At 65.9% G+C, this 24,257-nt stretch carries 21 protein-coding genes; 12 read left to right on the forward strand and 9 right to left on the reverse strand.

The features are described from left to right. Positions 1 to 9: 9 nt before the first annotated feature. Positions 10 to 909 (reverse strand): LysR substrate-binding domain-containing protein, encoded by a 900-nt coding sequence (locus ACP7DW_RS27055; protein ID WP_426057521.1) that lies wholly within the window; start codon positions 907 to 909, stop codon positions 10 to 12. A 112-nt stretch (positions 910 to 1,021) separates the two neighbouring features. Between ACP7DW_RS27055 and ACP7DW_RS27060 the strand changes: the two genes are divergently transcribed. Then, positions 1,022 to 2,281, forward strand: coding sequence for an MFS transporter (locus ACP7DW_RS27060; RefSeq protein WP_426057522.1), 1,260 nt, complete (start codon positions 1,022 to 1,024; stop codon positions 2,279 to 2,281). Here the strand turns inward: ACP7DW_RS27060 and ACP7DW_RS27065 are convergent. Beyond that, the gene (locus ACP7DW_RS27065) at positions 2,278 to 2,937 is read right to left on the reverse strand and encodes a helix-turn-helix transcriptional regulator (RefSeq protein WP_426057523.1); all 660 of its coding nucleotides are present in this window, start codon (positions 2,935 to 2,937) and stop codon (positions 2,278 to 2,280) included. The genes ACP7DW_RS27060 and ACP7DW_RS27065 overlap by 4 nt on opposite strands. A gap of 123 nt (positions 2,938 to 3,060) precedes the next feature. Between ACP7DW_RS27065 and ACP7DW_RS27070 the strand changes: the two genes are divergently transcribed. The 5 genes from ACP7DW_RS27070 to ACP7DW_RS27090 are packed head-to-tail and all read left to right on the forward strand — an operon-like array spanning position 3,061 to position 9,791. Beyond that, the gene (locus ACP7DW_RS27070) at positions 3,061 to 3,543 is read left to right on the forward strand and encodes a DUF2165 family protein (protein ID WP_426057524.1); all 483 of its coding nucleotides are present in this window, start codon (positions 3,061 to 3,063) and stop codon (positions 3,541 to 3,543) included. Between the two features lie 46 nt (positions 3,544 to 3,589). Next, positions 3,590 to 4,690, forward strand: a complete 1,101-nt coding sequence (locus ACP7DW_RS27075) for an efflux RND transporter periplasmic adaptor subunit (protein WP_426057525.1) — start codon at positions 3,590 to 3,592, stop codon at positions 4,688 to 4,690. A gap of 15 nt (positions 4,691 to 4,705) precedes the next feature. Further along, positions 4,706 to 7,804, forward strand: coding sequence for a MexW/MexI family multidrug efflux RND transporter permease subunit (locus tag ACP7DW_RS27080; RefSeq protein WP_426057526.1), 3,099 nt, complete (start codon positions 4,706 to 4,708; stop codon positions 7,802 to 7,804). Further along, positions 7,801 to 9,189, forward strand: a complete 1,389-nt coding sequence (locus ACP7DW_RS27085) for an efflux transporter outer membrane subunit (RefSeq protein ID WP_426057527.1) — start codon at positions 7,801 to 7,803, stop codon at positions 9,187 to 9,189. The genes ACP7DW_RS27080 and ACP7DW_RS27085 overlap by 4 nt, the downstream gene beginning before the upstream one ends. A gap of 26 nt (positions 9,190 to 9,215) precedes the next feature. Beyond that, on the forward strand, positions 9,216 to 9,791 hold the full coding sequence (locus tag ACP7DW_RS27090; RefSeq protein ID WP_426057528.1) for a DUF1349 domain-containing protein: 576 nt from the start codon (positions 9,216 to 9,218) through the stop codon (positions 9,789 to 9,791). 1 nt (position 9,792) lies between these two features. On the opposite strand, the gene ACP7DW_RS27095 is transcribed toward ACP7DW_RS27090, so the two are convergent. Together ACP7DW_RS27095 and ACP7DW_RS27100 are read right to left on the reverse strand one after the other, a co-directional pair. Beyond that, entirely contained in the window at positions 9,793 to 10,191 is a 399-nt protein-coding gene (locus ACP7DW_RS27095; protein WP_426057529.1) for a DUF4440 domain-containing protein, read from the reverse strand. Beyond that, positions 10,188 to 11,609: an MFS transporter gene (locus ACP7DW_RS27100; protein ID WP_426057530.1), complete on the reverse strand. Its 1,422-nt coding sequence runs from the start codon at positions 11,607 to 11,609 to the stop codon at positions 10,188 to 10,190. Before ACP7DW_RS27100 ends, ACP7DW_RS27095 begins: the two co-directional genes overlap by 4 nt. A 127-nt stretch (positions 11,610 to 11,736) precedes the next feature. Here ACP7DW_RS27100 and ACP7DW_RS27105 point away from each other — a divergent pair, with 127 nt between their 5' ends. Both ACP7DW_RS27105 and ACP7DW_RS27110 read left to right on the forward strand, forming a co-directional pair. Further along, the gene (locus ACP7DW_RS27105; RefSeq protein WP_426057531.1) at positions 11,737 to 12,639 is read left to right on the forward strand and encodes a LysR family transcriptional regulator; all 903 of its coding nucleotides are present in this window, start codon (positions 11,737 to 11,739) and stop codon (positions 12,637 to 12,639) included. A gap of 115 nt (positions 12,640 to 12,754) precedes the next feature. After that, positions 12,755 to 13,585: a hypothetical protein gene (locus ACP7DW_RS27110; protein WP_426057532.1), complete on the forward strand. Its 831-nt coding sequence runs from the start codon at positions 12,755 to 12,757 to the stop codon at positions 13,583 to 13,585. A 26-nt stretch (positions 13,586 to 13,611) separates the two neighbouring features. Here ACP7DW_RS27110 and ACP7DW_RS27115 read toward each other — a convergent pair whose 3' ends face one another. The 4 genes from ACP7DW_RS27115 to ACP7DW_RS27130 form a co-directional block, all read right to left on the reverse strand. Then, complete coding sequence (locus ACP7DW_RS27115) at positions 13,612 to 14,667, reverse strand: bifunctional nicotinamide-nucleotide adenylyltransferase/Nudix hydroxylase (RefSeq protein WP_426057533.1); 1,056 nt, start codon at positions 14,665 to 14,667, stop codon at positions 13,612 to 13,614. After that, positions 14,664 to 16,379 (reverse strand): NAD+ synthase, encoded by a 1,716-nt coding sequence (locus ACP7DW_RS27120; protein ID WP_426057534.1) that lies wholly within the window; start codon positions 16,377 to 16,379, stop codon positions 14,664 to 14,666. Before ACP7DW_RS27120 ends, ACP7DW_RS27115 begins: the two co-directional genes overlap by 4 nt. Before the next feature lie 96 nt (positions 16,380 to 16,475). Continuing rightward, on the reverse strand, positions 16,476 to 16,988 hold the full coding sequence (locus tag ACP7DW_RS27125) for a ClbS/DfsB family four-helix bundle protein (protein WP_426057535.1): 513 nt from the start codon (positions 16,986 to 16,988) through the stop codon (positions 16,476 to 16,478). Beyond that, entirely contained in the window at positions 16,988 to 17,632 is a 645-nt protein-coding gene (locus ACP7DW_RS27130) for an ArsR/SmtB family transcription factor (RefSeq protein ID WP_426057536.1), read from the reverse strand. Before ACP7DW_RS27130 ends, ACP7DW_RS27125 begins: the two co-directional genes overlap by 1 nt. A 63-nt stretch (positions 17,633 to 17,695) precedes the next feature. Here ACP7DW_RS27130 and ACP7DW_RS27135 point away from each other — a divergent pair, with 63 nt between their 5' ends. Further along, on the forward strand, positions 17,696 to 18,184 hold the full coding sequence (locus ACP7DW_RS27135; protein ID WP_426057537.1) for a DUF2938 domain-containing protein: 489 nt from the start codon (positions 17,696 to 17,698) through the stop codon (positions 18,182 to 18,184). On the opposite strand, the gene ACP7DW_RS27140 is transcribed toward ACP7DW_RS27135, so the two are convergent. After that, positions 18,185 to 20,608 (reverse strand): DUF3772 domain-containing protein, encoded by a 2,424-nt coding sequence (locus tag ACP7DW_RS27140; protein ID WP_426057538.1) that lies wholly within the window; start codon positions 20,606 to 20,608, stop codon positions 18,185 to 18,187. A 268-nt stretch (positions 20,609 to 20,876) separates the two neighbouring features. On the opposite strand from ACP7DW_RS27140, the gene ACP7DW_RS27145 reads away from it, so the two are divergent. From ACP7DW_RS27145 to ACP7DW_RS27155, 3 genes are all read left to right on the forward strand, one after another. After that, the gene (locus ACP7DW_RS27145) at positions 20,877 to 22,544 is read left to right on the forward strand and encodes a methyl-accepting chemotaxis protein (RefSeq protein ID WP_426057539.1); all 1,668 of its coding nucleotides are present in this window, start codon (positions 20,877 to 20,879) and stop codon (positions 22,542 to 22,544) included. Between the two features lie 145 nt (positions 22,545 to 22,689). Beyond that, positions 22,690 to 23,019, forward strand: a complete 330-nt coding sequence (locus ACP7DW_RS27150) for a helix-turn-helix domain-containing protein (protein WP_426057540.1) — start codon at positions 22,690 to 22,692, stop codon at positions 23,017 to 23,019. Next, the gene (locus tag ACP7DW_RS27155) at positions 23,006 to 24,250 is read left to right on the forward strand and encodes a type II toxin-antitoxin system HipA family toxin (protein ID WP_426057541.1); all 1,245 of its coding nucleotides are present in this window, start codon (positions 23,006 to 23,008) and stop codon (positions 24,248 to 24,250) included. The genes ACP7DW_RS27150 and ACP7DW_RS27155 overlap by 14 nt, the downstream gene beginning before the upstream one ends. Positions 24,251 to 24,257: the final 7 nt, after the last annotated feature.

A 24,257-nucleotide genomic window follows, 5' to 3' on the forward strand; every position in this document is an offset into this window, starting at 1 on the left:
GCAGGCGTTTTACGTCGCCCCATTCTGCAGCGATTCGATGATCAAGCCAGCCAGCCGCTCGACGGGCGGCCTGGGCACGCTGGAGGCACGCAGCAGTTCCAGCGACAACGGGGGCAGGGCGGGCAGGCCCGCCGCCACGTGATCGAGCGCGCGCACGGACGAGGGCAGGCCGTACGCCGTGCGCACCGTCACGCCCAGCCCGGCGGCCGCCGCCGCCCACAGGCCGGCCAGGCTGGGACTGGTAAACGCCGTGCGCCAGGCGATCCCTGCCCCATCGAGCGCCTGCGTGGCGCAGCGCTGGAACAGGCAGTCGCGGTCAAACGTAATCAAGGGCAAAGGCTCGCCCGATTCGGGCCGCCAGGCCAGGCTGGACGAGGCGATCCAGCGCATGGCCGGTTCGGCAATCTGCTGGCGCTGCGGCAGCGGATACTGCGCCACGTCGGCGATGCAGGCGCCGCCCCACAGCAGGGCCAGATCCAGCTGGCCCATGGCCAGGCCTTGCATCAAGGCCGTGTTGCGCGCCACGTGCGCCTCGATGCGCACTTTCGGATGCGCGCGCGCAAAGCGCCCCAGCACCTCGGGCAGCAAGGCTTCGCCAAAATCCTCCTGCAAGCCCAGCCTGATCCAGCCTTCCAGTTCCGCGCCGCGCAGGGCGACGGCCGCCTCGTCATTCAGTTCCAGCAAGCGGCGCGCATAGCCGAGCAGCACTTCGCCGGACGGCGTCAGCGCCAGTCCCCGGCCATCCTTGCGGAACAGGGGCATGCCCGCCTGCTCCTCGAGTTTTTTCAGCTGCGCGCTGACGGCCGAAGTGGAACGGCCCACCTTGTCGGCCGCGCGGGCAAAGCTGCCCAGTTCGATGCCAGCCACATAGCTGCGCAGGAAGGCGATGTCGAAATTCAGCAGGCTCATGGGGCAAATGCAATCGTCCTGTTTTATGGGATGGTTTATATTAAATTATCTGATATTCAGAACGATCGTACTGCGCAACACTGTCAGGGTCAACCACTTTTCCCTCCCTGCCATGCGCACCAGCTGCCCTGCCGTTTCCCTTCCCGTCACCGTGCCCGCGCCGGGCGCTGCCCACCGCTGGAAAGTACTGGCCGTCGGCGTGGCGGCCAATGCCAGCTTTTCCGCCGCCGCCAACGGCATGCCCACCACGGCCATCTGGCTGCGCAGCGGCTATCACCTGAGCAATACGCAACTGGGGGTGGCGCTGGGCGCCATGGGCCTGGGCGTGGCCCTGACCGAATTGCCATGGGGCATGGCCACCGACCGCTGGGGCGACCGCCCCGTGCTGCTGACGGGCTTGCTGGGCACCATGCTGGCGCTGTTGACCTTGCTGCTGTGGATCACGCCCGCTGACGGCGCCGTGCCGCCGTTATGGGCGCTGGCGGCCGGCCTGGCGCTGGTGGGCGTGCTGGGCGGCAGCGTGAATGGTGCCAGCGGCCGCGCCGTGATGCGTTGGTTCGGCACGGGCGAACGGGGTTTCGCCATGAGCATCCGCCAGACGGCCGTGCCGCTCGGCGGCGGCCTCGGCGCCCTGATCTTGCCCAGCCTGGCATCGTCCTATGGCTTCATGCCCGTGTTTGGCGCCCTGGCCCTCGTATGCGGCCTGTCGGCGTTTTTTACGTGGCGCTGGATGCATGAGCCCGATTTCTCAGCCGAGGCCGCCAAGGGGCCGCACAACGCGTCCACGGGCGCCTCTGAGGTGATGCCACCGCCACCGTTACGCAATCGTAGAGTCTGGCGCATGGTGGCCGCCATCGGCTTGCTATGCGTGCCCCAATTTGCCGTGCTCAGTTACGCCACCGTGTTCCTGCACGACCATGGCCACCTGGGCCTGGCCGCCATCACGGCCGTGATGGTGGCGCTGCAGGCGGGCGCGATGGTGATGCGCATCTGGAGCGGACGCCACACGGACCGCCACGCGAACCGGCCCGCCTACTTGCGCGGCTCTGCCCTGGTGGCGCTGGCGTCGTTCATTTTGCTGGGATGCATCGCCTGGCTGGACGCGCCGGGCTGGCTGCTGATGGCCGCCGTGGTGGCCGCCGGAATCGCCGTGTCCGCCTGGCATGGCGTGGCCTACACGGAACTGGCGACGGAAGCGGGCGGCGCCAACGCGGGCACGGCGCTGGGCATGGCGAATACGGCCGTCTACGTGGGGCTGTTCCTCACGCCGATGGCCATCCCGCACCTGCTGGCGGCCAGCAGCTGGCCCGTCGTGTGGTGGCTGGCGGGACTGGTGGCGCTGCTGACCTGGCCGCTGTTTCCGACAGACTAGGGCAGCACCCTTATCCGATACACGCAGCGCATCGCGTTCGCCAGCACATGCTGCTCGCGCACGATGCTGGCGTTCGGTCCCACCACTTCCTGGAACAGCTGCAGTTCCGAGCGGCAAAAGCCCTGGCAAGTGCGCGCGGCGGCGCAGATGGGGCAATGGTCTTCGATCAGCAGCCAGTCATCGCCGTCCGCTTCCACGCGGGCCATATAACCCTCCTCATCGCGCACGGCGGCCAGTTGCTGCAGCCGCGTGGGCAAGTCCGGCGCCGAGCACGCCAAGGCATACGCGCCGCGGCTTTCCTCTTCCCGCTGGGTAATGAGTTTATCCAGCCCCGCCTCGCCGAACAGCTGGCGCACCGAGCCGATCAGCTTGATCGTCAGCTGCGCATGCGTGTCGGGAAAGCGCGCATTGCCCGCTTCCGTCAAGACCCAGTTCTGGCGCGGCCGGCCCGCGCCCGCCTGCGCTTCCTGGCGCCCCTCGATCAGGCCCGCCGCCACCAGCTTTTGCACTTGCTGGCGCGCCGCCTCGCCCGTCATGTCCAGGGTCTTGGCCAGGGTGGCCGTGGAGACGGGTCCCTTGGTCTTGATGAAATACAGGATGCGCTCCGTCGTTTGCGGGGCCTCGCTATTATCCAAACGTTTACTTGTGTAATTCATTTCACTCAACTATCATGGGGCCAGTTAACCAACCAATTGCTTGCATAATAGGCCGGTAGCTCCCCGCTGTCGAGGAGTTTCCACGTCCGCTTGCCGGCAAGACACTCTTTGGACTGGAATCCCATGCAGCTGCAACACTCGATCTGGCTGTTTCACGCCATCCTCGCCACCGGCCTGGCCCTCTGGCTCAGCCTGGCCGCCATCAACAACCTGCACGCCTTCCACGGCGCCGTCTGGGCCATCGGCAACACCATGCGCATGGACCCGCTGCGCCAGGACCCGACCATCGTGACGCCGCTGCTGCGCCGCGCGCTCACCTCCTTGACCTTGCACCGGCTGGCGCTGGGCGTGGTGCTGGCGCTGCAGCTTGCCGCCGCCATCGCTGCCTGGACGGGCCTGGCGCTGTTCCTTGGCGGCGGCATGGCCACTGGCTTGCCCTGGCTGAACCTGGCCTTGTGCGCCATGGCCGCCTTCTTGCTGCTGATGCACCTGGGCGGCCTGTGGTTCGGCTACTGGATCGCGCAGGAAGGCTTGCAGACGACGCACCTGGTGCTGCTGCTGTGGACCCTGGGTTTGTTCTTCCTCTTCAACGCGCAGCGGACCTGATCAGCCTCCGCTGCGCCCCTTCTTCCCCGCTGTAAAGGACTGCATCATGCATACGAAACTCGTCGGCGCCTCCGCGCTGGCCCTCACCCTGGCCGTCGCCGGCGCCGCGCTGTATCCTCGCGCCAACTCCCATGCGGCCGATGCCGCCGCCACTCCGGCCACCAAGGTGGCGCTGGTGCCCGTCGTGCTGGGCACGCAGGAACGCTACTTCACTGGCGTGGGCGAGCTGGAAGCGGCGCGCCAGGTGCTGGTGGCGGCCGAAACGGGCGGACGCATCACGCAGATCCGCTTCGCATCGGGCCAGCAGGTGGCGGCTGGCGCCGTGCTCGTGCAACTCAATGACGCCCAGGAACAGGCAATGCTGCTGCGCCAGCGCGCGCAGTTAAAAAACGCGGAAAGCAGCCATGCCCGCACGGTGCAGATGGTGAAGGAAAAGGCGGCCACGCAGGAGCAGCTCGATAGCGCCCTGGCCGCGCGCGACGCGGCCCTGGGCGACGTGCGCCAGACGCAAGCGCTGATCGCGCAAAAGACCATCCGCGCGCCGTTCGCGGGGCAGCTGGGCATCCGCAAGGTGCACGCGGGCCAGTACCTGAACGCGGCCGATACGGTGGCCAGCCTGATCGACACGACATCCTTGCTGGTGAACTTCGCCCTCGATGAACAGAGCAGCGCGAAGCTGGCGCCGGGACAGGCCGTGCAAGTGCTGGTGGACGCCTATCCCGATGAAATCTTCACGGCGAAGATCAACGCCATCGATCCGCTGATCGCCCGCTCGCGCATGGTGCAGGTGCAGGCGGCGCTGACCCATCCCCGCGGCGCGCTCAAGGCGGGCATGTACGCGAATGTGCGCGTGGCGCGTGAAGCGGGCCAGCAGCTGACGGTGCCGGAAACGGCGGTGACCTACAGCGCGTATGGCGACACGGTCTTCGTCGCGCAGCAGGAGGGAAAACAGCCGCTCACCGTCAAGCGCGTGGGCGTGAAACTGGGCGAGCGGGCAGGGGGCCGCGTGGCCATTATCGACGGCTTGCGCGAAGGGCAGCGCGTGGTCGCTTCGGGCCAGCTGAAACTGGCCGACGGCATGGCCGTGCAAGCCGTGGCCAACACCCTGGACGAGGCGAAACGCGCCGCGCCCAGGGCCGGTTCTTAAGGGAGTGCCGCCGCCATGAAATTGACCGATTTATTCGTACGCCGCCCCGTGCTGGCGCTGGTGATCAGCACCTTGATCCTGATGCTGGGCGTGATCGCCATTCTGCAGCTGCCGATCCGCCAGTATCCGATGCTCGAATCGTCCACCATCACGGTCACCACCACGTATCCGGGCGCCTCGGCGGAACTGATGCAGGGCTTTGTCACGCAGCCGATTGCGCAAGCCGTGTCGTCGGTGGAAGGCATCGACTACCTGACATCTTCGTCCGTGCAGGGCAGCAGCACGGTCACCGTGCGCATGGAACTGAACCGCGATTCCACGCAGGCGCTGACGGAAGTCATGGCCAAGGTCAACCAGGTGCGCTACAAGCTGCCCGAAGGCGCTTTTGACCCCGTCATCGAGCGTTCGGCCGGCGACTCGTCGGCCGTCGCCTATGTCGGCTTTGCCAGCGAGAGCGTCTCGGCGCCGGCGCTGACCGATTACCTGGCGCGCGTGGTGCAGCCGATGTTCGCCACCATCGACGGCGTGGCCAAAGTCGACGTGTATGGCGGCCAGCAGCTTGCCATGCGGCTGTGGATCGACCCGGCGAAACTGGCCGCGCGGGGACTCACGGCGGCCGACGTGGCCGATAGCGTGCGGCGCAATAACTACCAGGCGGCGCCCGGCAAAGTGAAGGGACAATTCGTCGTCGCCAACATCAGCGTCAACACGGACCTGACCAGCGTGGCGCAGTTTCGCGACATGGTAATCGCCAAGGGCGGCGATGCAAAGGACAGCGCATCCCTCGTGCGCCTGAAGGACGTGGGCACGGTGGAACTGGGCGCGGCCGCGACGGAAACAAGCGGCATCATGGATGGCGTGCCGGCCGTGTATCTGGGCCTGTCGCCCACACCGGGCGGCAACCCGCTGGTAATCGTCGACGGCATCAAGAAACTGCTGCCCGAGATCCAGAAAACCCTGCCGCTCGGCGTGAAGGTCGAGCTGGCGTTCGAGACGGCGCGCTTCATCCAGTCGTCCATCGATGAGGTGGTGCATACCCTGCTCGAAGCGCTGCTGATCGTCGTCATCGTCATCTATCTGTGCATGGGTTCCTTGCGCTCGGTGCTCATTCCCGTCGTGACGATTCCGCTGTCGATGCTGGGTGCTGCCGCGCTGATGCTGGCCTTCGGCTTCAGCATCAATTTACTCACCTTGCTGGCGATGGTGCTGGCCGTGGGCCTGGTGGTCGACGACGCCATCGTCGTGGTGGAAAACGTGCACCGGCATATCGAGGAAGGCAAGACGCCGGTGGCCGCCGCGCTGGTGGGCGCGCGCGAAGTGGCCGGCCCCGTGATCGCCATGACCATCACGCTGGCGGCCGTGTACGCGCCGATCGGCATGATGGGGGGACTCACGGGCGCGCTGTTCAAGGAATTCGCGCTGACCCTGGCCGGCGCCGTGGTGGTGTCGGGCGTGGTGGCGCTGACCCTGTCTCCCGTGATGAGCTCCTTGCTGCTGCAGCCGAAACAATCGGAAGGGCGCATGGCGCGCGCCGCCGAGCATTTCTTTGAAGGCTTGACCTCGCGCTATGCGCGCCTGCTGGACCGCTCGCTGCACCACCGCTGGCTGAGCGCCGGTTTCGCCGCGCTGGTGATGGTGAGCCTGCCGTTTTTGTACCTGCTGCCGCAACGCGAACTGGCGCCGGCGGAAGACCAGGCCAGCGTGCTGACAGCGATCAAGGCGCCGCAGCATGCCAACCTCGATTACGTCGAACGTTTTTCCTACAAGCTCGATGCCATCTACAAGCATATCCCCGAAACGGCGTCGCGCTGGATCATCAATGGCGGCGAAGGCCCGGCATCGAGCATCGGCGGCATCAACCTCACGCCCTGGGCCGAACGCTCGCGCAACGCGGCCGTCATCCAGGCCGAATTGCAGCACGCCGTGGGCGACGTGGAAGGCACCAGCATCTTCGCCTTCCAGCTGGCGCCCCTGCCCGGATCGAGCGGCGGCTTGCCCGTGCAGATGGTGCTGCGCAGCGCGCAGGATTACGCCACGCTGTTTCGCACCATGGAAGACGTCAAGCAGCGCGCGCGCGCCAGCGGCCTGTTCGCCGTCGTCGACAGCGACCTCGATTACAACAACCCGGTGGTGAAAGTACGCGTGGACCGTTCAAAAGCCAATAGCCTGGGCATCCGCATGCAGGACATCGGCGAGTCGCTGGCCGTGCTGGTGGGCGAAAATTACCTGAACCGCTTCGGCATGGATGGCCGCGCGTATGACGTCATCGCGCAAAGCCCGCGCGAACAGCGGCTCACGGCGCAAGCCCTGACGCAGCAGTACGTGCGCGCCGACGATGGCAGCCTGCTGCCCCTGTCGGCCGTCGTCTCGGTGACGGAACAGATCGAACCGAACATGCTGACGCAGTTCAACCAGCAAAATGCGGCCACCTTCCAGGGCGTGCCGGCGCCCGGCGTGACCCTGGGCGACGCCGTCGCCTTCCTCGATGGCGTGGCCAAAACGCTGCCACCGGGCTTCAGCTACGACTGGCAATCGGATGCGCGCCAGTTCGCCACGGAAGGCAATGCGCTGCTGCTGGCCTTTCTCGCGGCCGTCGTCGTCATTTATCTGGTGCTGGCGGCCCAGTACGAAAGCCTGACGGACCCTTTGATCATCCTGATCACGGTGCCGCTGTCGATCTGCGGCGCGCTGATTCCGCTGGCGCTCGGCTACGCCACCGTCAACATCTACACGCAGATCGGCCTGGTGACCCTGATCGGCTTGATCAGCAAGCACGGCATTTTGATGGTGGAATTTGCCAATGAATTGCAGATGCATGAACGGCTCGACCGCATGAGCGCCATCCGCAAGGCGGCGCAGATCCGTTTGCGCCCCATTTTGATGACCACGGCCGCCATGGTGGTGGGCCTGGTGCCGCTGCTGTTCGCTTCCGGCGCCGGCGCCAACAGCCGTTTCGGCCTGGGCGTGGTGATCGTCTCGGGCATGTTGATCGGCACCTTCTTCACGCTGTTCGTGCTGCCCACCGTGTACACCTTTCTGGCCCGCCGCCACACGGCCGACCATGCCACGCCGCGCGCGCGCGATTTGTCGCAGGCGCTGAAGGAATCCCCATGAAAAATTACCGTTATCTTGTCTCTCTTTTCCCCGTGCTGGCCGGCTGCGCCATCAGTCCCGCCTATGTCACGCCGGGCACGCCCGACGTCCACCTGGCCAGCCCGCAGCAAGCGCAATTCGCGCCCGCTGCGAGCGCCGTCAGCCAGGCCCCCTGGTGGACGTTTTTCGACGATGCGCGCCTGTCGCAACTGATCGCCAGCGCGCTCGAACACAATCTCGATATCGCCCAGGCGCAGGCCAGCCTGCTGGCCGCGCGCGCCGTCTTCGACGAGCGCCGCCTCGATGAACTGCCCGCCGTCACGGGCCAGGCGGGATGGCAGCGCAGCGTCCAGCAAGACACGCCGGACAGCCGCGCCGCCACCGCGAATACGCGCGTGGGCTTCGACGCGCAATGGGAGATCGACCTGTTCGGCCGCCTCGCGCATTTCACCCGCTCGGCGCAGGCGCGCGCCGACGCGGCGCAGGCGGACTTGCGGCAAGTACAGCTGACGATCGCCGCCGAGGTGGCGCGCAATTACTACGAGGCGCTCGGCTACCAGCAAAACCTGGCGCTGACGCAGGCGCAGGTGCACAGCTGGCGCGATACGGTGGCATTGACCGACGCGCGTATCCGCGCCGGCAGCGGCTTGCCGGAAGAGCGCCACAACGCACTGGCCAACCTGGCGCGCAGCGAGGCGGCCTTGCCGCCCCTGCAGGCGGGGTTACGGCAGGCGCAATACCGGCTCGATGTCTTGAGCGGACAAGCGCCTGGCGCCACCGCGCTGGCGACGACGCCGCGGCAGCAGGCGCCGCTGACGGGCCAGTTGCCGCTCGGCGACGTGAATCAACTGATCAAGCAGCGGCCCGACGTGGTGCGCGCCGAACGCCTGCTGGCCGCCTCCAGCGAAGATGTGGGCGCCGCCACGGCGGACCTGTATCCGCGCCTGAGCCTCGGCGGCTTTTTAGGCTTCTTTGCGCTGCGCGGCAGCGGCGTGTTCGACGGCGGCGCGCGCGCCTTCGAGGTGGTACCCTCAATCAGCTATCCAGCCTTCCGACTGGGCAACGTGCGCGCACGTTTGCGCGGTACGCAAGCCGAGGCGCATGGCGCGCTGGCGCGCTATGCCCAGGCGCTGTTGATCGCGCAGGAAGACGTGGAAAACGCTGTCACGCAGCTGGCGGAAAACCAGACGCGATTGGCCTCCTTGTTGCAGTCGGCGCGCCACGGCAATGCGGCCCTCGGCATCGCCAGCACGCGCTATGCGGGCGGCGCCGGCAGCTATCAGGCGGTGCTGGAAAACCAGCGCGCCTTGTACGATATCCGGCGCGCAGCGCTGCTGGCGGAAACGGCGTCCTACATCGATGCGATCGCCCTGTACAAGGCGCTGGGATGGGGGCACACTATGTGATCTTTTTTAGCTCGGAAAGGCGCGCGATGTTCACACAAGGCAGCTGGCTCAATCCACCGGAAAACTGGTCCGCCGACGGCGCGCAATTGCGCGTGACGACGGATGCGCAGACGGATTTCTGGCGCAAGACCGCGTATGGTTTTATCCGCGACAGCGGCCACTTTTTCGGCACGGAAATCAACGGCGATTTCACGGCGCAGCTGCACGTGGCGGCGCAGTATTCTGCGCTGTATGACCAGGCCGGCATGATGGTGCGCATCGACGCACAAAACTGGATCAAATGCGGTGTGGAATTCTCCGACGGCCAGCTGCTATTGAGCAGCGTGCTGACGGTGGATAAATCGGATTGGGCCGTCAGCATCGCCCCCGCCATGCCGGACGGTTTCTGGCTGCGCGTGACGGTGGCGCAAGGCGTGATACGGGTGCAGTATTCGACCGATGGCCAGCGCTGGCCGCTGCTGCGCCTGGCGCCGTTTCCCACGGCATCGCGCTACCTGGTCGGCCCCATGTGCTGCACGCCGGAACGCGCTGGACTTGAGGTCGTTTTTTCGCGGTTTTCCATCGCTCCGGCGCAGCAAAAAGACTTGCATGATTTGAGTTGAATTAAACCACCCACGTTTCGTGCAGATGGCGCCACAGCAGGGCGCCAGCCGGTGTTTTGTCATACACGACGGTCGACAGGCGCTCGGTGTTTTCGCCACCTGGCAGCGACTGGCATTCGCGGTAGTACACGGTGGCGCCGGCCGCGCTGTCCTGGATTAAAACGAGGTCGGAAAGGCGCATCTGCAAACCCGGACGGCTGCCGCCGGCGGCGCGGAAAAAGGTTGTTAAGCCGGCGTGATCGAGCTGCTTGCCACCGGGCGCCACCATCGTGAAAGCGGGTGCAAAACGCGCCAGCAATTGGGCGCAATATTCTGGTGCCGCCGCCTCGCCGGAAAGCCAGTCGCGGATCAGCGCGTGCGTGGATACAACGTCGTCAAAAAAGGGGTTGGTTGCATTCATTTTTTCGCTACTCCATGGTGATGTAAAAGGTCGAGAACGGCGCGGTTATCGATGCGCGCGCACAGCACCAAAGGCAGTACGCACGAGGCGGCGGCGAGGGCAAAACACCAGTGAAAAACCTGCACCGTGCGCGCGTGCTGGGCGGGGTCGTCCAGCGACGACATTCCGTGCGCCGCCAGCAAGCCATTCAGCAGTACGCTGAGCAGCGCCACGCCCAGGCAAAAGCCCAGCTGGCGGTTGATATTCCACACGGCGCTGGCCTGGCTCAATTGCCCGTCCGGCGTGCGCAAGAACGCCGTGCTTTGTGCCGTGCTGCTGCACAAGCCGCCGCCAAAACCCATCACGGCATACGCGCCGCCCAGCCAGAATAATTGGCCTGCGGAGTCCACGCGCAGCAGCATCAGCATGCCCGCCGCCTGCAGCAGGGCGCCTGCGATAAACAGCGGCTGCGGACCCACGCGGCGATAGCTTTTACCGGTCAGCGAAATGGCGCCAAATGAGGCCAGCGCCCACGGCAGCATCAGCGCGCCCGCCGTCGATGCCGGCATGCCCAGCACGCCCTGCAGGTACAGCATGGCCAGCAGGCTCACGCCCATGAAGACGCCCGGCACCAGCAGATACATGAGCATGGAGACGCGCAGCAGCGGTTCGGCGGCCAGGCGCAGGTTCAGCAGCGGCGTGGCTTTGCGCAAGGCGCCGCGCACATAGCCCCACGCACAGGCGGCGCCCAGCGCCAGCACGCCGGCGCCAGCGGCCAGTTCGCCCGGTGTGCCCAGCATCGTCAAGCCCAGCAACAGCAAAAGGATGGCTGTGCTGCCCGCCACAAGGCCGCCCGTGTCGAGCCGGGGCACTTGCGCGCGCGGTGGGTCGGGGCGCAGCCAGCAGGCGGCCAGCAGCAGCGCCAGCGCGGCGAACGGCACGTTCAGGTAAAAAATCCAGCGCCAGGAAAGACTATCGACGATGACGCCGCCCAGCGCGGGCGACAGCGCGGGCGCCAGCAAGCCCACCAGCATGATGACGGAGGACAGGCCGGGGCGCTCGGCAGGCTGGTACAGCTGGTAAGTCATGCTTTGCCCCAACGGAATGAGCAAGCCGCCACCGAGGCCCTGCACGCAGCGCCAGACGATCAGCGCCTCGATCGAGGGCGCCAGGCCGGCGCCGATGCTGGCGCATAAAAAAGTTAGCAACGATGCCATAAACACGGTTTTGCTGCCATAATAGGCAGCAAGCCAGGCGCTGGCGGGGATGACGATGGTCAGGCCGAGAATGTAGCCGGTGCTGATCCAGGCCAGTTGCGCCACCGAGGCGTGCAGGGCATGGCCGATGTCGGGGTAGGCGACGCTGGTGATGAACATGTTGATCAGATCAACGAAAAACCCCAGCAGATAGATGGCCGCGACCTTTTTGCGATAGTCCATGGTGCTCCGAATGGCAAACGGCCAGCTTAAGCGCCACAGGCCATTTGCGTAACGGGCCAGCCCCGATTACACTGTCAAATAATTTTTGACAAACCTCGATAACCCGCATGCCTCCTCATTCTTATTTATGATCAGTCTTGACCGCTTGGGTATTTTCATCGCCATCGTCGACGCCGGCTCGCTGACGGCGGCCGCCGCCGTGCTGGGCCAGAGCAAGGCCGTCGTCAGTTTTAATTTGAAACAGCTGGAGGCGGAGCTGGGCGTGTCGCTGCTCACGCGCAGCACGCGCAGCCTGGCGCTGACCGACGTGGGACGGCGTTTTTACGAAGATTGCCAGCGCGTGCTGAGCGAAGCGCACGGCGCCATCGAAACGGCGCGCCAGGGCCAGCAGGGCTTGCGCGGCACCCTGCGCCTGACCACCACCGTCGAATACGGCGGCCGCACCGTGATCCCCGCGCTGATCGCCTTTGCCGCCGCCCATCCGCAGCTGCAGATCCAGCATTCCTCGTCGTCCTCGCATGAAGACCTGATCTCGGGTCGCTACGACCTGGCCATCCGCATGGGTTCACTCAACGATTCGAGCTACCGCGCCGCGCTGATCGAGCCGTATGCGATCTGGCCAGTCGCCTCGCCCGCCTACCTGGCCAGCCTGCCCGCCAGGGACATCGCCAGCCTGCCCGACTTGCAGCGCGCGCGCTGGCTGGCGCATAGCCGGCTCAGCACCCCGCTGCGCTGGGAGGTGCACACGCCCGACGGCGCCGCCGCCTTCGCCGCGCAGGACGACGCCGCCATCCATTCCGACTCCGCCTCGGCCCTGCTGGGCTTTGCCCTGGGCGGCTGCGGCGTGGCCCTGCTGCCGCAGTGGCTGGTGGAGGCGGACGTGCGCGCGGGGCGTTTGCGCCGCCTGCTGCCCGACGTCGCCTTCCCGCAGCAGGGCGTGTATGCCGTGTATCCGAACACCCAGCATATTGCGGAAAAGGTGCGCGCCTTTATCGACTTTTTGCGCGCGTTCGTGGGCACGCCCGCCTGAGGTTTCACGTGGTCAACACTTGTTGAACACAACGATTTCCAAGGGGCAAACGAGCGCCCCTTTCGCTGGACACGGCCTACACTGGAAGGACGTTGTTCACCGATTGGAGACCATCATGGCACATACATTGGCAGCAGTTTTCGCCCTGCGCGACATGGCCGAGCGCGCCCGACACGACCTGATCACGGCTGGCTTCCCCGGCGCCAGCATCCGCCTGCACGATGCGGGCAGTGAGGACATGTCCACCACGGAAGACACCCGCCGCGACGACAGCGACAGCCTGCTCGACAGCGTCAAGCATTTCTTTACGGACCTGTTCGGCAGCCACGCCGACCGCCACATCTATGCGGAAGCCGTGCGGCGCGGGCATGTCGTGCTGACACTGGAAGGGGCGAGCGACGCCGATATCCAGCGCGCCACCGACCTCGTCGAGCGCTACGCGCCGCTCGACATCGATGCGCACGCCGAGCACTGGCGTGCCGGCGGCTGGCAAGGCGCGCCGCACAACGACAGTGCGATGCGCCAGGGCGCCAGCATGCAGTCGGGCGCGCCATCGCCGCAAGGCACATCCGCCGGTAACCTGAACGACACGTCGGCATCGCAGCAATTTGCGGGCGGCATGGCATCGCCGCCACCGTCCGGCACGGGCGCCAACGTGCGCCGCTACCCCAGCGCCGACAACCTGCCCGGCACCACCGACGACGACGAGCAGTATTACCGCAACCACTGGAGCGCCACCTATGTCGCCAGCGGCGCGCGCTTCGACGACTACGATCCCGCCTACCGCTATGGCCATTCGATGGCGGGCAGCGACAGCTACCGGGGGCAAAGCTGGGAGCAGGTCGAGGCCGAACTGCGCAGCAACTGGGAACACATGTATCCGCAGTCGGCGTGGGACGACTTCAAGGCGGCCGTCAAGCATGGCTGGGAGCGCATGACGTCCTGACGCGCGGGGAGGGGGATGCCGCCCCCTCAGCGCCCCTCGTGCGTGAGCTTGAGGAAGTGGTTCAGGATATGAAAGTGGTCTTCGAAGAATTGCTCTTCCATGGCCGGCAGCGAGGCCACGGGTACCCACTGCGCCAGCGCCGCATCATCGGCCGCCGTCACTTCCGGCAACTGGCGCGTTTTCAAGTCAAAATAATGCGCATGCGTGATGGTGCGCCCGCGCTGGCTGCGGTCCGGGTGGTCGAACACGGCCACGCCGACCAGCGCCTCGACGAGGGTGGGCGCCAGCACGCCCAGCTGGGTTTCTTCCGCCAGTTCGCGCAGGGCGCCCTGCAGCAGGCGTTCGCGCGGCTCCAGGAAGCCGCCGGGCAAGGCCCACAAGCCCTTGCCCGGATAGCCGCCACGGCGCACCAGTAAAACGTGACCGCCCGTCTGCACCAGCGCGTCCACGGTGGTGAAGATGGGTGGATACGGCGCCGCGCGCCAGCGCGCCTTGTAGGCCTCGATGGCGTGGTGTTCCTGCACCAGCGGCGCGTACCACGGCAGCAAGGTCCACGCTTTGACATACTGGCCGATGGCCGCCGGCAGCAGCTGCGCCACGGCGCTCAGCGACACGTCCACGTCTTCGGCCTCGAACAGCACGTTGCGGATCGCCGTCGCGCCGATGGGCGCGCCCGCATCGATCTCCAGGTTCAGCAGCTGCCAGTGCGGGAAGTGGTGCAGGTAATAACTGGTGGCGTCCTTGAAGCAAGCCACCAGGGTCACGCGTTGCGCCGCGGGCACGGCGAGCGCCACGGCGCGCCGCACGGCGTCGGCCCACAGGCCATCGTCGTAGTAATCACGCACGGCCACGTAATGCACGTGCGCGCGCTGCGCCTCGGGTAACGTCGCGGCGATCATGGCCGCCCGTTCCTGCCACGTAAACGGGTTCTTCGGGCTGCGCGCATGGAAGGCGGAACCAAGCACCACCACCACCTGGGCAGCGGTCGTCAACGCCGTTTGCAGCAAGCCGGCATGGCCATTGTGAAAAGGCTGGAAGCGGCCGATCAGGATGGCCGCGTCGGCGGGATAGGATAAGGTCATGCGTCGTCTCCGGTAGGGTAGTGGGCGGCGATCGGCAATTGGCGCCCGCTGCCAAAGGCGCGCGAACGCACGCGGATGATGGGCGCCGCCTGGCGCCGTTTATATTCGTTGCGCGCGACCATGCCGAGGATGCGCGTCACGAGCGCGCGCCCCTCGTCCGTCTCGCGCAGCTGGTCGACCAGGGTCAGCGCTTGCGCGCTTTCGGCCGCTGGCAAGCGCCGCCCCTCGATATGCCATTTGAGGATTTCATCGAGCACGGGGTAGGGCGGCAAGCTGTCCGTGTCGCGCTGGCCCGGCGCCAGTTCCGCCGACGGCGGTTTATCGAGCACGGCGGCGGGGATCAGTGCGCGCCCGGCGCTGGCGTTGAGGTGGCGCGACAGGGCGAACACCTCGGTTTTATACAGGTCGCCGATCAGGCCCAGCCCCCCATTCGTGTCGCCGTACAGGGTGCAGTAGCCCACCGAGATTTCGCTCTTGTTGCCGGTGGTGAGCAGCAGGGCGCCAAACGCGTTCGAGTACTCCATCAGGATCGTGCCGCGCACCCGCGCCTGCAGGTTTTCCAGCGGCAGTCCCTGCAACTTGCCGTCAAACGCGGCCGCGTAGCCAGCCTCGTACTGCGCCACGATGTCGCGGATCGGATGCGTGTAGAGGGCGATGCCCAGGTTGGCGCACAGGGCGACGGAGTCGGTGACGGAGCCGGCGCTGGAAAACACGGATGGCATGGTGATGGCCGCCACGTTGTCGGCCCCGAGCGCCTCGACGGCCAGCGCCAGAGTCAGCGCTGAATCGATGCCGCCCGAGCAGCCGACGACGACTTTCGTAAAGCGGCAGCGGCGCGCGTAGTCGCGCAAACCGAGCACGATCTGGCGCCGCGCAAACTCCACGGCGGAAATGCCTTCCGGGTCCGGTACGGGAAACGCCGCGCCATCGGGTCGCGTAAAACGGCCAGCGGCAAAGCGCAGCAAGGGAAAATCTTCGACGAAGCGGGCGGCCTCGAATTGCACGCCCAGGGTAGGTGACATGGCGAACGAGGCGCCGTCGAACACGAGCTGGTCCTGGCCGCCCACCTGATTGACGAAGAGCAAAGGCAAGTTGACGCGTGCGCAGGCGGCGCCAAACACGGCATGGCGCTGCGCGCGCTTGCCGATGTCGGACGGGCTGGCGTTGATGCTGACGACCAGGTCGGGCCGCGCCGCGTGCAAGGCCTCGAACGGGTTGACGGCGTAGGCGCGGCCATCGTCGTTCCAGCCATCCTCGCAAATCATGAAGCCGACCTTGCAGCCGGCGATAGCGAGGGTGCAGGCGCCGGGCGGGCCCGGCTCGAAATGGCGGCCCTCGTCGAAGATGCCGTAGGTCGGCAGCAGCTGCTTGTAGTATTCTGCCACGATCTGTCCGTCACGGATGGCCAGCAGCGCGTTATACAGGGGCTTGCCGACGCCGGGATTAGGCCGCGCCGCGCCGATGACGGTGACCAGCGCCGGCCAGCGCGCGGACGCTTCCAGCAGCTTGTTCAGCGCCTGCTGCATGGCACGCAGGAAGGCGGCGTCCTCGAACAGGTCGCCCGGATAATACGCGCACAGCGACAGTTCGGGACACACCAGCAGGTCGGCGCCATCGCTGCTGGCGCGGGCCATGCGCGCGGTGATGGCGGCGACATTGGCGTCAAAGTCGCCCACGGTGGGATTCATCTGGGCGAGGGCGATGGTCAGCATGGCGATCCTTCAGATAGTTACGCGTGAAACCACTATCCTGCCTGAAAAATTTTCTGAGCGTACTGATGCAATCGTGCAAGCCCGGCGATCAAGCAGCTACAAGGTCTTCAGCCAGGCCCGCAAGCGCGTGCGCGCATTCGCATACGGCGACGCCGTATTGAACTGGATCATGCGCCCCATCGTGTAATGCGTGTACCAGGGCTGGCCATACAATTGCGCGTCGTCATGCGCGTCGATCAGCGCCAGCAACTGGTCTTTCGCCTGCTCCAGGCGCTGCTGCAAGTCGTCCATGCCGAGTTCAGCATAGTCCGCATAGAAGCGCTGCGCCAGGGCGCCCAGAGCGTTCCACGTGAAACCTTCGGCGGGAAAGGCGATGTCCTCGATGCGTTTGCCGTCGCGCAGCTGCGCGTGCCAGTGCAAGACCAGCTCGTTCCAGCCCACCAGATACGCGAGCAGATCGCACACGCTCATGCGCGTGCCCTTCACTTGTCCTTCCAGCACGGGATCGCGCGCCAAGGCCGGCGGCACGCGCGCCAGCTCCTGCATCAACTTCGCATACGTGGTGTTGATGGCGTCGACGAGTTCCTGCTTGCTGTTCGGGATCGCCATCACGCCGCCCTCACGACAGGCAAGCCGGCCGCCTGCCAGTCGTCGTAACCGCTGCCGAGACGGCGCGCATGCAAGCCGTGCTGGCGCAAGGCCGCCACGGCCTGCACGGACAGCACGCAATACGGGCCGCGGCAGTAGGCGGCGATTTCTGCGTTCGCGGGCAATTCGCCGAGGCGGCGCTGCAAGTCATCAAAGGGAATATTGATCGCGCCGGGCAAGTGGCCGGCGGCAAATTCCTGCGCGGGCCGCACGTCGAGCACGGTGATGCTGGCTTCCTGCAAGCGCGCCAGCAACTCGTCGCCCGTGATCGCTTCCACGTGGTCGCCCCGGCTCAGCGCCTGCAACTCGCTGCGCTGATGCTGCGCATACAGCGCCAGCGCATCGAGCAACTGCATGACAGGGCCGCTACCGAGCCGGTACAGCACGCGCTTGCCGTCGCGCCGCGCCTGCACGAAGCCGGCGCGCCGCAACTGCTGCAAATGCTGCGAGGTATTCGCCACGGACAGGCCCGTCAACGCCACCAGCTGCTCCACCGCAAATTCGCCCTGCGCGATCTGCTCGAGCAAGTGCAGACGCGGCGCGCTGCCTAAAATATGGGCAAATCCGGCGGAACCGGTGAGCAATTCGATATCGGCATTTTTCATTGACACGATGCTAGCACCCTTATAACATTCAAGCAATCTATTGAATGTTATAAGGTGACAGCGATGCAAATACTCTGGCTCGATGCGCTGGCGATCGGCGTGGGCGCGACGGCGCTGATGGATGTGTGGGCGGTCGCGTTAAAGCGCTTCTGGTGCATCCCCTCGCTGAACCTGGCGATGGTGGGACGCTGGCTGGGCCATCTGCCGCGCGGCACCTTCACCCACGTCAACATCGCCCAGGCGTCGCCCGTGCGCGATGAAGCCATCCTGGGCTGGACCGCCCACTACCTCATCGGCGTGCTGTTTGCGGCCGTGCTGCTGGCGCTGGCGGGACAGGAGTGGGTGCGCCAGCCAACGTTCGCGCCGGCCCTGCTGGCGGGCCTGGTGAGCGTGGCCGCGCCGTTTTGCATCTTGCAGCCAGGCATGGGCGCCGGCCTGGCCGCCAGCAAGACGCCGCATCCGGGCGCCGCCCGCCTGCGCAGCCTGATGGCCCACACGGCGTTCGGCATCGGCCTGTACCTGGCGGCGCTGCTGTGGTCAACCGTGCGCTGACTAACTCGTCAGCGGCGGCACGGGTGCGGGCGCCGGCGCAACGGCTAGGATGGCCGGCGTCTCCGGCTGCGCCGGCACGCTGCTCAGCACCATCGTGCTGGGCTTGGCGATCGCGATATGCGCCTCGTCCAGGCGCTTGAGCAGCTCGAACAGCAGGGCGCTGCGGATGCCCGACGTCAGGCGCGGCGACGAGGCATAGCCGGTGGCGTTGAACAGCAACAGGCCATTGTCGATACCGTCGAGCTGCACGCTGGGCGCCGGCGTGTCGAGCACGTCGGGATTGTCGACAAAGGTGGACAGGATCAGCGCGCGCGCCGCTTGCGCATCCGTACCCAGCGGCAACGGCAGCTTGACCTGCACCAGGCCCAGGGGATTGGCCAGGGTGACGTTGCGCACCGTCTTGGTGATGAATTCCGAGTTCGGCACGATCACCGTGGAACGGTCGCCCAGCTGAATTTCCGTGGCGCGCACATTGATGCGGCGAATGTCGCCCTCCACGCCACCGAGCGAGACCCAGTCGCCCACTTTCACAGGACGCTCGGCCAATAAAATCAGGCCGGACACAAAGTTCTGCACCACCGCCTGCAAGCCGAAACCGATACCCACCGACAAGGCCGACGCCACCCACGCGATGCGTTCCAGGCCGATGCCGGCCGCCGACAGGGCCAGCGCCACGGCCAGCACCCCGCCGATATAGCCAAACAGCGTGATGAACGACACTTGCATGCCCGTATCGAGATTGGTGGTCGGCAAATAACTGTTTTGCAGCCAGCGCTTGAACAGGCCCAGCGCCACAAAGCCCACCACCAGCACCAGCAGGGCCTGGATCAGCGCGGCAGGGCGGATCGCCACCTCGCCGATGGCCAGGCCATCCTGCAGCTTGCCCACGCGCTGGAACAGCTCGCCCGGACCTTCACCGAACGGCGCCAGCAGCAGCATCAGGGCCAGCAGCACGACGATGGCGCGGCCGATGCCCGACAGCAGCACGGCCGCCTGGTCGCGCGCCTTCGGCGTGGCCAGCACGGGATTGACGACATCCGGCGGCGGCGGCGTGGAGGCCAGCAGCATGCAGATATCATCGACCAGCACCGTCAGCAGATAGGTGCTGCCCACCACCACGATGACCCAGGCGATTTGCTTGGCAATAAAACTGCCGAAGGCCACATAGCCGACCAGCAAACTGATGACGCTCGACGCCAGCGCCAGCCACAGCAGCACCGTGACGCAACGCAGCCACAGCGGCGTGACCAGGGTGGCGGGATCGGCCTGGCGCAACAAGCGCCAGCTGCGCTCGGCACGCATCAAGCCATAGGCGATGGTCGTGCTCATCACCAGGGCGACGATGCAATTGACGGCCACGGCCGTCGACAGGCCCGCATTGATGACGATGGTGACCCGTTCCGTGGCCCATACGAGCACCACGATGAAGGCAAACGTCGATGGAAAATGGCGCAAGCGATGCGCCAGCGCGTCGGGCAGGGGCAGCAGGCGCCACGACACGCGCCAGGGCGACAGCAGTGCGTGGCCCAGGCCCGCCGTAAAACCGGCAAAACAGATGATGCCGATCAAGCTGCTGAGGAAAGTCGAGGTTTTGTCAGACAGGCCGCCTTCCCAGCGCAGCCCCATGGCCAGCAATTCGGCCACCAGGCCCGGCGTGGCCGCCGCCAGCACCAGCACGGCCAGCGCATGCAGCGAACGGCGCAAGCGGCCATGCGGCACGCGCGTGGCCGTGATCACCAGCAGATAACGCGACACCCAGACGCTGGCGCCGATCACGGCCACGATACCGGCCAGCAAGCCGCCCCAGGCCGACCACGGCGTGGCGCGTGCGGCGTTGGCCAACTCCAGCTCCAGCGCCCGCAGGCGTTGCAGATTCTGCGGCAATTCGGCATGCAGCTGTTTCCAGAAGGAACCGGCCAGGATCGATGCCGTGCGCTCGCCCAGGCGCGCCTGCAGCTGCGCGCGGCGCGCCGTCGACACCTGCTCGGACGCCTGCGTCGCTTCCACGGCCAGCAAGCGCGCCAGCTTCACCTGCGCATCGAGCGCGCTGCTGGTGCGGTCCAGCTGGCTGCGCTGCGCCGCCACGTCAGGGGCCTCTTTCGTGCCCGCCGCCGGCTTGCCCAGCTCGTCCAGCCGCGCCTGCACGCTGGCGAGCGTGGGCGCGAGCGCATCGGCCACCTTGTCCGCCTCGGCGCTGGCCGCCAGCGCATCGGCGCGCATCTGCGACAAGGTCGCGTCATCGAGATCGGCATCGCCATCGAGCGCCTTCTGAATACTCGTGATTTGCTTGCGCAAGCCATCGAGGCGCTGGTCGGCCGTGGCGGCATCGTCGACGGGCTGCGACCAGGCCGGTGGCGCGGCCAGCGAGCACGCCAGCAGCAACGCCAGCAGGAAGGGGAAAAAACGGAGACGAAAAGAAGTCATGCGGACCTATGGCTGAAAAGGAGAAAAACGGCCGGATTGGCGGCGGCGCCGGTCATGGCGTGCAGTCCGGCGGGTGCCTGCCAATATAGCTGAAAACACCGGCAAGCCGCAGGATAAGCGGAACTGGCGTGCACTCCAGGGAGCGACTAGGCATATTGCCCTATGGAAATATCCTTCGAAAAGGTCTAGGATCGTCGTCCGCTTGGCGGCGCGGCAGCCCTCTGCACGCCGCCGACCTTTTCACCATTTCCTCCGTATCGAGACAGCCATGAAGTTTTTATCCAATCTGAGCATCGGCACACGCCTCGCCACCGGCTTTGGCGCCATCGGCGCCATGCTGCTCATCATCTCTTGCCTGGGCATTGCCATGCTGGGCAAGATCAACCAGGGCACCGGCCATATCGTGCATGACAGCATGCCCAAGATTGAGCTCGCCAACAGCGTGTCGGCCAACATCAACGACATCGCCATTGCCCTGCGCAACATGATGCTCAGCGCCGATCCCGCCGACCAGCGCAAGCAGACCGACGCCATCCTGGCCGCGCGCCAGGCGGCGGCAGGCAATCTCGGCAAGCTCGCCAGCATGCTCGATTCCGAGCGCGAACGCGCCTTGCTGGCCAAGATGAACGACGCCAACACGCGCTACGCGCAGGGGCAGGAGGTGCTGCTGGAGCTGATCAAAAGCGGTACGCCGGACGACAGCAGCGCCTATCTGTACGGCCAGCTGCGCCCCGTCTTGCTCGTCTATAAGCAGTTGATTGCTGAACAAATCAGTTTACAAAACACCCTGGCCAACACGGCAGGCGACAACGCCAACACCACCTACGCCAACACGCGCACCTTGCTGATCGGCATGTCGCTGGCGGCGCTGGCCATCGCGGCGGCCTTGGCGTACGGTATCACGCGCTCGATCACCGGTCCCGTCGCCACGGCGCTGCAGGTGGCCAACACGGTGGCCGCAGGCGATTTGCGCAGCCAGATTACCGTGCAGTCGCGCGATGAAATGGGGCAACTATTGCAGGCGCTCAAGCGCATGAACGACAACCTGGCGCACACGATGGGCACGGTGCGCGCCGGCACGGAAACGATCGCTTCGGCCTCGTCCGAAGTGGCGGCGGGCAGCCTGGACCTGTCTGCGCGCACGGAGCAGCAAGCCAGTTCGCTGGAAGAGACAGCCTCCTCCATGGAAGAGCTGACCTCGACCGTCAAGCAAAATGCCGATAATGCGCGTCAGGCGCATGTGCTGGCCGACACGGCCTCCGGCGTGGCGCAGCGCGGCGGCGCCGTCATCGCGCAAGTGGTGGCGACCATGCGGCAAATCGACGCGTCCTCGAACAAGATCGCCGACATCATCGGCGTCATCGATGGCATCGCCTTCCAGACCAACATTCTTGCCTTGAACGCGGCCGTGGAAGCGGCGCGCGCGGGCGAGCAGGGCCGTGGCTTTGCCGTCGTGGCCACGGAAGTGCGCAGCCTGGCGCACCGCTCGGCCGCGGCGGCCAAGGAAATCAAGACCCTGATCGACGACTCGACCCATAGCGTGGCGGCCGGCAGCGAGCTCGTACACCAGGCCGGCAACACCATGCACGACCTGGTCGACAGCGTGCGCCGCGTGACCGACATCATGCAAGAAATCACCTCGGCCAGCGCGGAACAGACGGCAGGCATCGAGCAAATCAACCAGGCCATCAGCGAGATGGACAACGTCACCCAGCAAAACGCGGCCCTGGTGGAAGAATCGGCGGCCGCCGCCGCTGCCATGCAGGAGCAGGCGGCGACCCTGGCGCAGGTGGTGAGCGCCTTCAAACTGGACGGCGCGGCTGCGGCAACCTTGCCAGCCCCTGCGCCGCGGCCAGCGACCGGCACGGCAATGCGCGTGAGCGTGACAGCGGCGCCGCAACGCGCCTGCGCACCGGCGCAGTGGGAGGAATTTTAGAATAACGCGACGTCGTACACGATGAACATAAAATTGAATTTAGCATCATTAAATTCAATTTTATGTATACCTTGAAGATCAACTGCTGCGTACATCTTCTTTCAATTAAGGACTACAATATAAAAAATATGTTCACTTCCTTATCATGACAAAACGTGCCCGCCCGGAAGACGCCATGCCGACGCTCGTCAACGAGCGGCTCAGGATATGGGGCCAGTGCGTGCGCAAGCAGCGGGTGCGGCAAAACATCACGGCACGCGACCTGTGCGCCCGCCTCGACATTTCGCATCCCACCCTGCAGCGCATGGAACGGGGCGAAGCGTCGGTCAACGTGGGCTTGTTCCTGGCCGCCTTCCACGTACTCGGCATCCTTGCCATCACGGCGCCGGAACCCGACGCGGCGCTGTGGCAAATGGACAGCGCCAACATCCGCAGCCGCCCCACCTTGAACGGGGGCGACGATGGCTACTTCTAGCCGTCCCTTGTTTGTCTATCTGCAGCGGCCCGACAACGGCGCGTGGGTAGTGGTGGGCCGCTATGTGCTCGATGCGCAGAGCGGCATCGGCAGCTTTCTGTACGCGCCCAGCTATGCCGATGCAGGCTTGTCCTGGAGCATCGATCCCGTCAATCTGCCTTTCATTCCCGGCATGGAACACCTGGCGCGCCGCTATGGCGGCCTGCATGATGTGCTGCGCGACGCGAGTCCGGATTCCTGGGGGCAGATGCTGATACGCCGCGAACACCAGCTGGGCGAAAAAGCCACGGCGATCCAGTTCTTGCGCCTGTCCGGCAACGGCGACCGCTGGGGTGCGCTGGCCGTGGGCGATACGCCCAAACCGAACATTGCCAAGCTGGCCAGCCCCAGGCTACATCAGCTTGACGCACTGGTGCAGGAACTGTTGGCCATCGCGGACAGCCGGCCGCCACTCAATGCGCCCTTGCGCAAGCGCCTGTTCGCCACCCCGAGCATGGGCGGCGCACGGCCGAAGGCCACGGTGCAGGACGGTGAAGATTACTGGCTGGTGAAACCGGGACTGATGACCGATACGGTCGACCTGGCACTACTGGAACATGCAGCGATGCAATGGGGCAAGGCGGCCGGCCTGCGTTTCGCCGACACGCGCCACCATGCGTTGATGGCCGAACGCAGCGTGGTGCGCATCCTGCGTTACGACCGGCGCGGCGCGCAACGCGTCATGACGGTCAGTGCCGCTTCGCTGCTGCAAGTGCAATATCCGCCGGTGAACGCGGCCGACAGCGATGGCGCCAGCTATCCCCGCCTGGCCGAGGAGCTCCGGCGCATCGGCGCGCCACCGGAAGACGCCATCGAGCTGTTCGGCCGCATGGTCTTCAACGGTGTCGTCGGCAACAACGACGACCATCCGCGCAACCACGCCGTGCTGTTCGACCTGGATGAACAGCGCTGGCGCCTCTCGCCCGCCTTCGATGTCGTGCCGGATACGGAAGACGACCCGCAAACGCTGGTCATGCAAGTGAGCGCCGGGCGCCGCGACATCACGCGCGACGCCATGCTGCGCGATCACACCCGTTTCGGCTTCGCCACGCGCCAGCAGACGGAGGAATATCTCGATGCCTTGCTGGTGCGCATCGCGGACGCTTTTGCGCAAGTGGCGCCGCTGCTGAACGCAGCCTTGCGGGCACGCATGGCGGAGCGCTTGCGGGGGATGCTGGTGCGGCTGGCTTAGGCAAAAG

This window comes from Janthinobacterium sp. PSRC1-1, from assembly GCF_049897525.1.
GTDB classification, from domain to species: domain Bacteria; phylum Pseudomonadota; class Gammaproteobacteria; order Burkholderiales; family Burkholderiaceae_D; genus Janthinobacterium; species Janthinobacterium tructae.

Excerpts from the sequence above, each read along its gene's own strand:
- ACP7DW_RS27095 (WP_426057529.1), bottom strand. The coding sequence starts at position 10,191 with ATGAATGCAACCAACCCCTTTTTTGACGACGTTGTATCCACGCACGCG.
- ACP7DW_RS27070 (WP_426057524.1), top strand. The coding sequence starts at position 3,061 with ATGCAGCTGCAACACTCGATCTGGCTGTTTCACGCCATCCTCGCCACC.
- ACP7DW_RS27135 (WP_426057537.1), top strand. The coding sequence starts at position 17,696 with ATGCAAATACTCTGGCTCGATGCGCTGGCGATCGGCGTGGGCGCGACG.
- ACP7DW_RS27130 (WP_426057536.1), bottom strand. The coding sequence starts at position 17,632 with ATGAAAAATGCCGATATCGAATTGCTCACCGGTTCCGCCGGATTTGCC.
- ACP7DW_RS27110 (WP_426057532.1), top strand. The coding sequence starts at position 12,755 with ATGGCACATACATTGGCAGCAGTTTTCGCCCTGCGCGACATGGCCGAG.
- ACP7DW_RS27115 (WP_426057533.1), bottom strand. The coding sequence starts at position 14,667 with ATGACCTTATCCTATCCCGCCGACGCGGCCATCCTGATCGGCCGCTTC.
- ACP7DW_RS27090 (WP_426057528.1), top strand. The coding sequence starts at position 9,216 with ATGTTCACACAAGGCAGCTGGCTCAATCCACCGGAAAACTGGTCCGCC.
- ACP7DW_RS27155 (WP_426057541.1), top strand. The coding sequence starts at position 23,006 with ATGGCTACTTCTAGCCGTCCCTTGTTTGTCTATCTGCAGCGGCCCGAC.
- ACP7DW_RS27145 (WP_426057539.1), top strand. The coding sequence starts at position 20,877 with ATGAAGTTTTTATCCAATCTGAGCATCGGCACACGCCTCGCCACCGGC.
- ACP7DW_RS27060 (WP_426057522.1), top strand. The coding sequence starts at position 1,022 with ATGCGCACCAGCTGCCCTGCCGTTTCCCTTCCCGTCACCGTGCCCGCG.
- ACP7DW_RS27125 (WP_426057535.1), bottom strand. The coding sequence starts at position 16,988 with ATGGCGATCCCGAACAGCAAGCAGGAACTCGTCGACGCCATCAACACC.
- ACP7DW_RS27140 (WP_426057538.1), bottom strand. The coding sequence starts at position 20,608 with ATGACTTCTTTTCGTCTCCGTTTTTTCCCCTTCCTGCTGGCGTTGCTG.
- ACP7DW_RS27085 (WP_426057527.1), top strand. The coding sequence starts at position 7,801 with ATGAAAAATTACCGTTATCTTGTCTCTCTTTTCCCCGTGCTGGCCGGC.
- ACP7DW_RS27100 (WP_426057530.1), bottom strand. The coding sequence starts at position 11,609 with ATGGACTATCGCAAAAAGGTCGCGGCCATCTATCTGCTGGGGTTTTTC.
- ACP7DW_RS27120 (WP_426057534.1), bottom strand. The coding sequence starts at position 16,379 with ATGCTGACCATCGCCCTCGCCCAGATGAATCCCACCGTGGGCGACTTT.
- ACP7DW_RS27105 (WP_426057531.1), top strand. The coding sequence starts at position 11,737 with ATGATCAGTCTTGACCGCTTGGGTATTTTCATCGCCATCGTCGACGCC.
- ACP7DW_RS27080 (WP_426057526.1), top strand. The coding sequence starts at position 4,706 with ATGAAATTGACCGATTTATTCGTACGCCGCCCCGTGCTGGCGCTGGTG.
- ACP7DW_RS27055 (WP_426057521.1), bottom strand. The coding sequence starts at position 909 with ATGAGCCTGCTGAATTTCGACATCGCCTTCCTGCGCAGCTATGTGGCT.
- ACP7DW_RS27075 (WP_426057525.1), top strand. The coding sequence starts at position 3,590 with ATGCATACGAAACTCGTCGGCGCCTCCGCGCTGGCCCTCACCCTGGCC.
- ACP7DW_RS27150 (WP_426057540.1), top strand. The coding sequence starts at position 22,690 with ATGACAAAACGTGCCCGCCCGGAAGACGCCATGCCGACGCTCGTCAAC.
- ACP7DW_RS27065 (WP_426057523.1), bottom strand. The coding sequence starts at position 2,937 with ATGAATTACACAAGTAAACGTTTGGATAATAGCGAGGCCCCGCAAACG.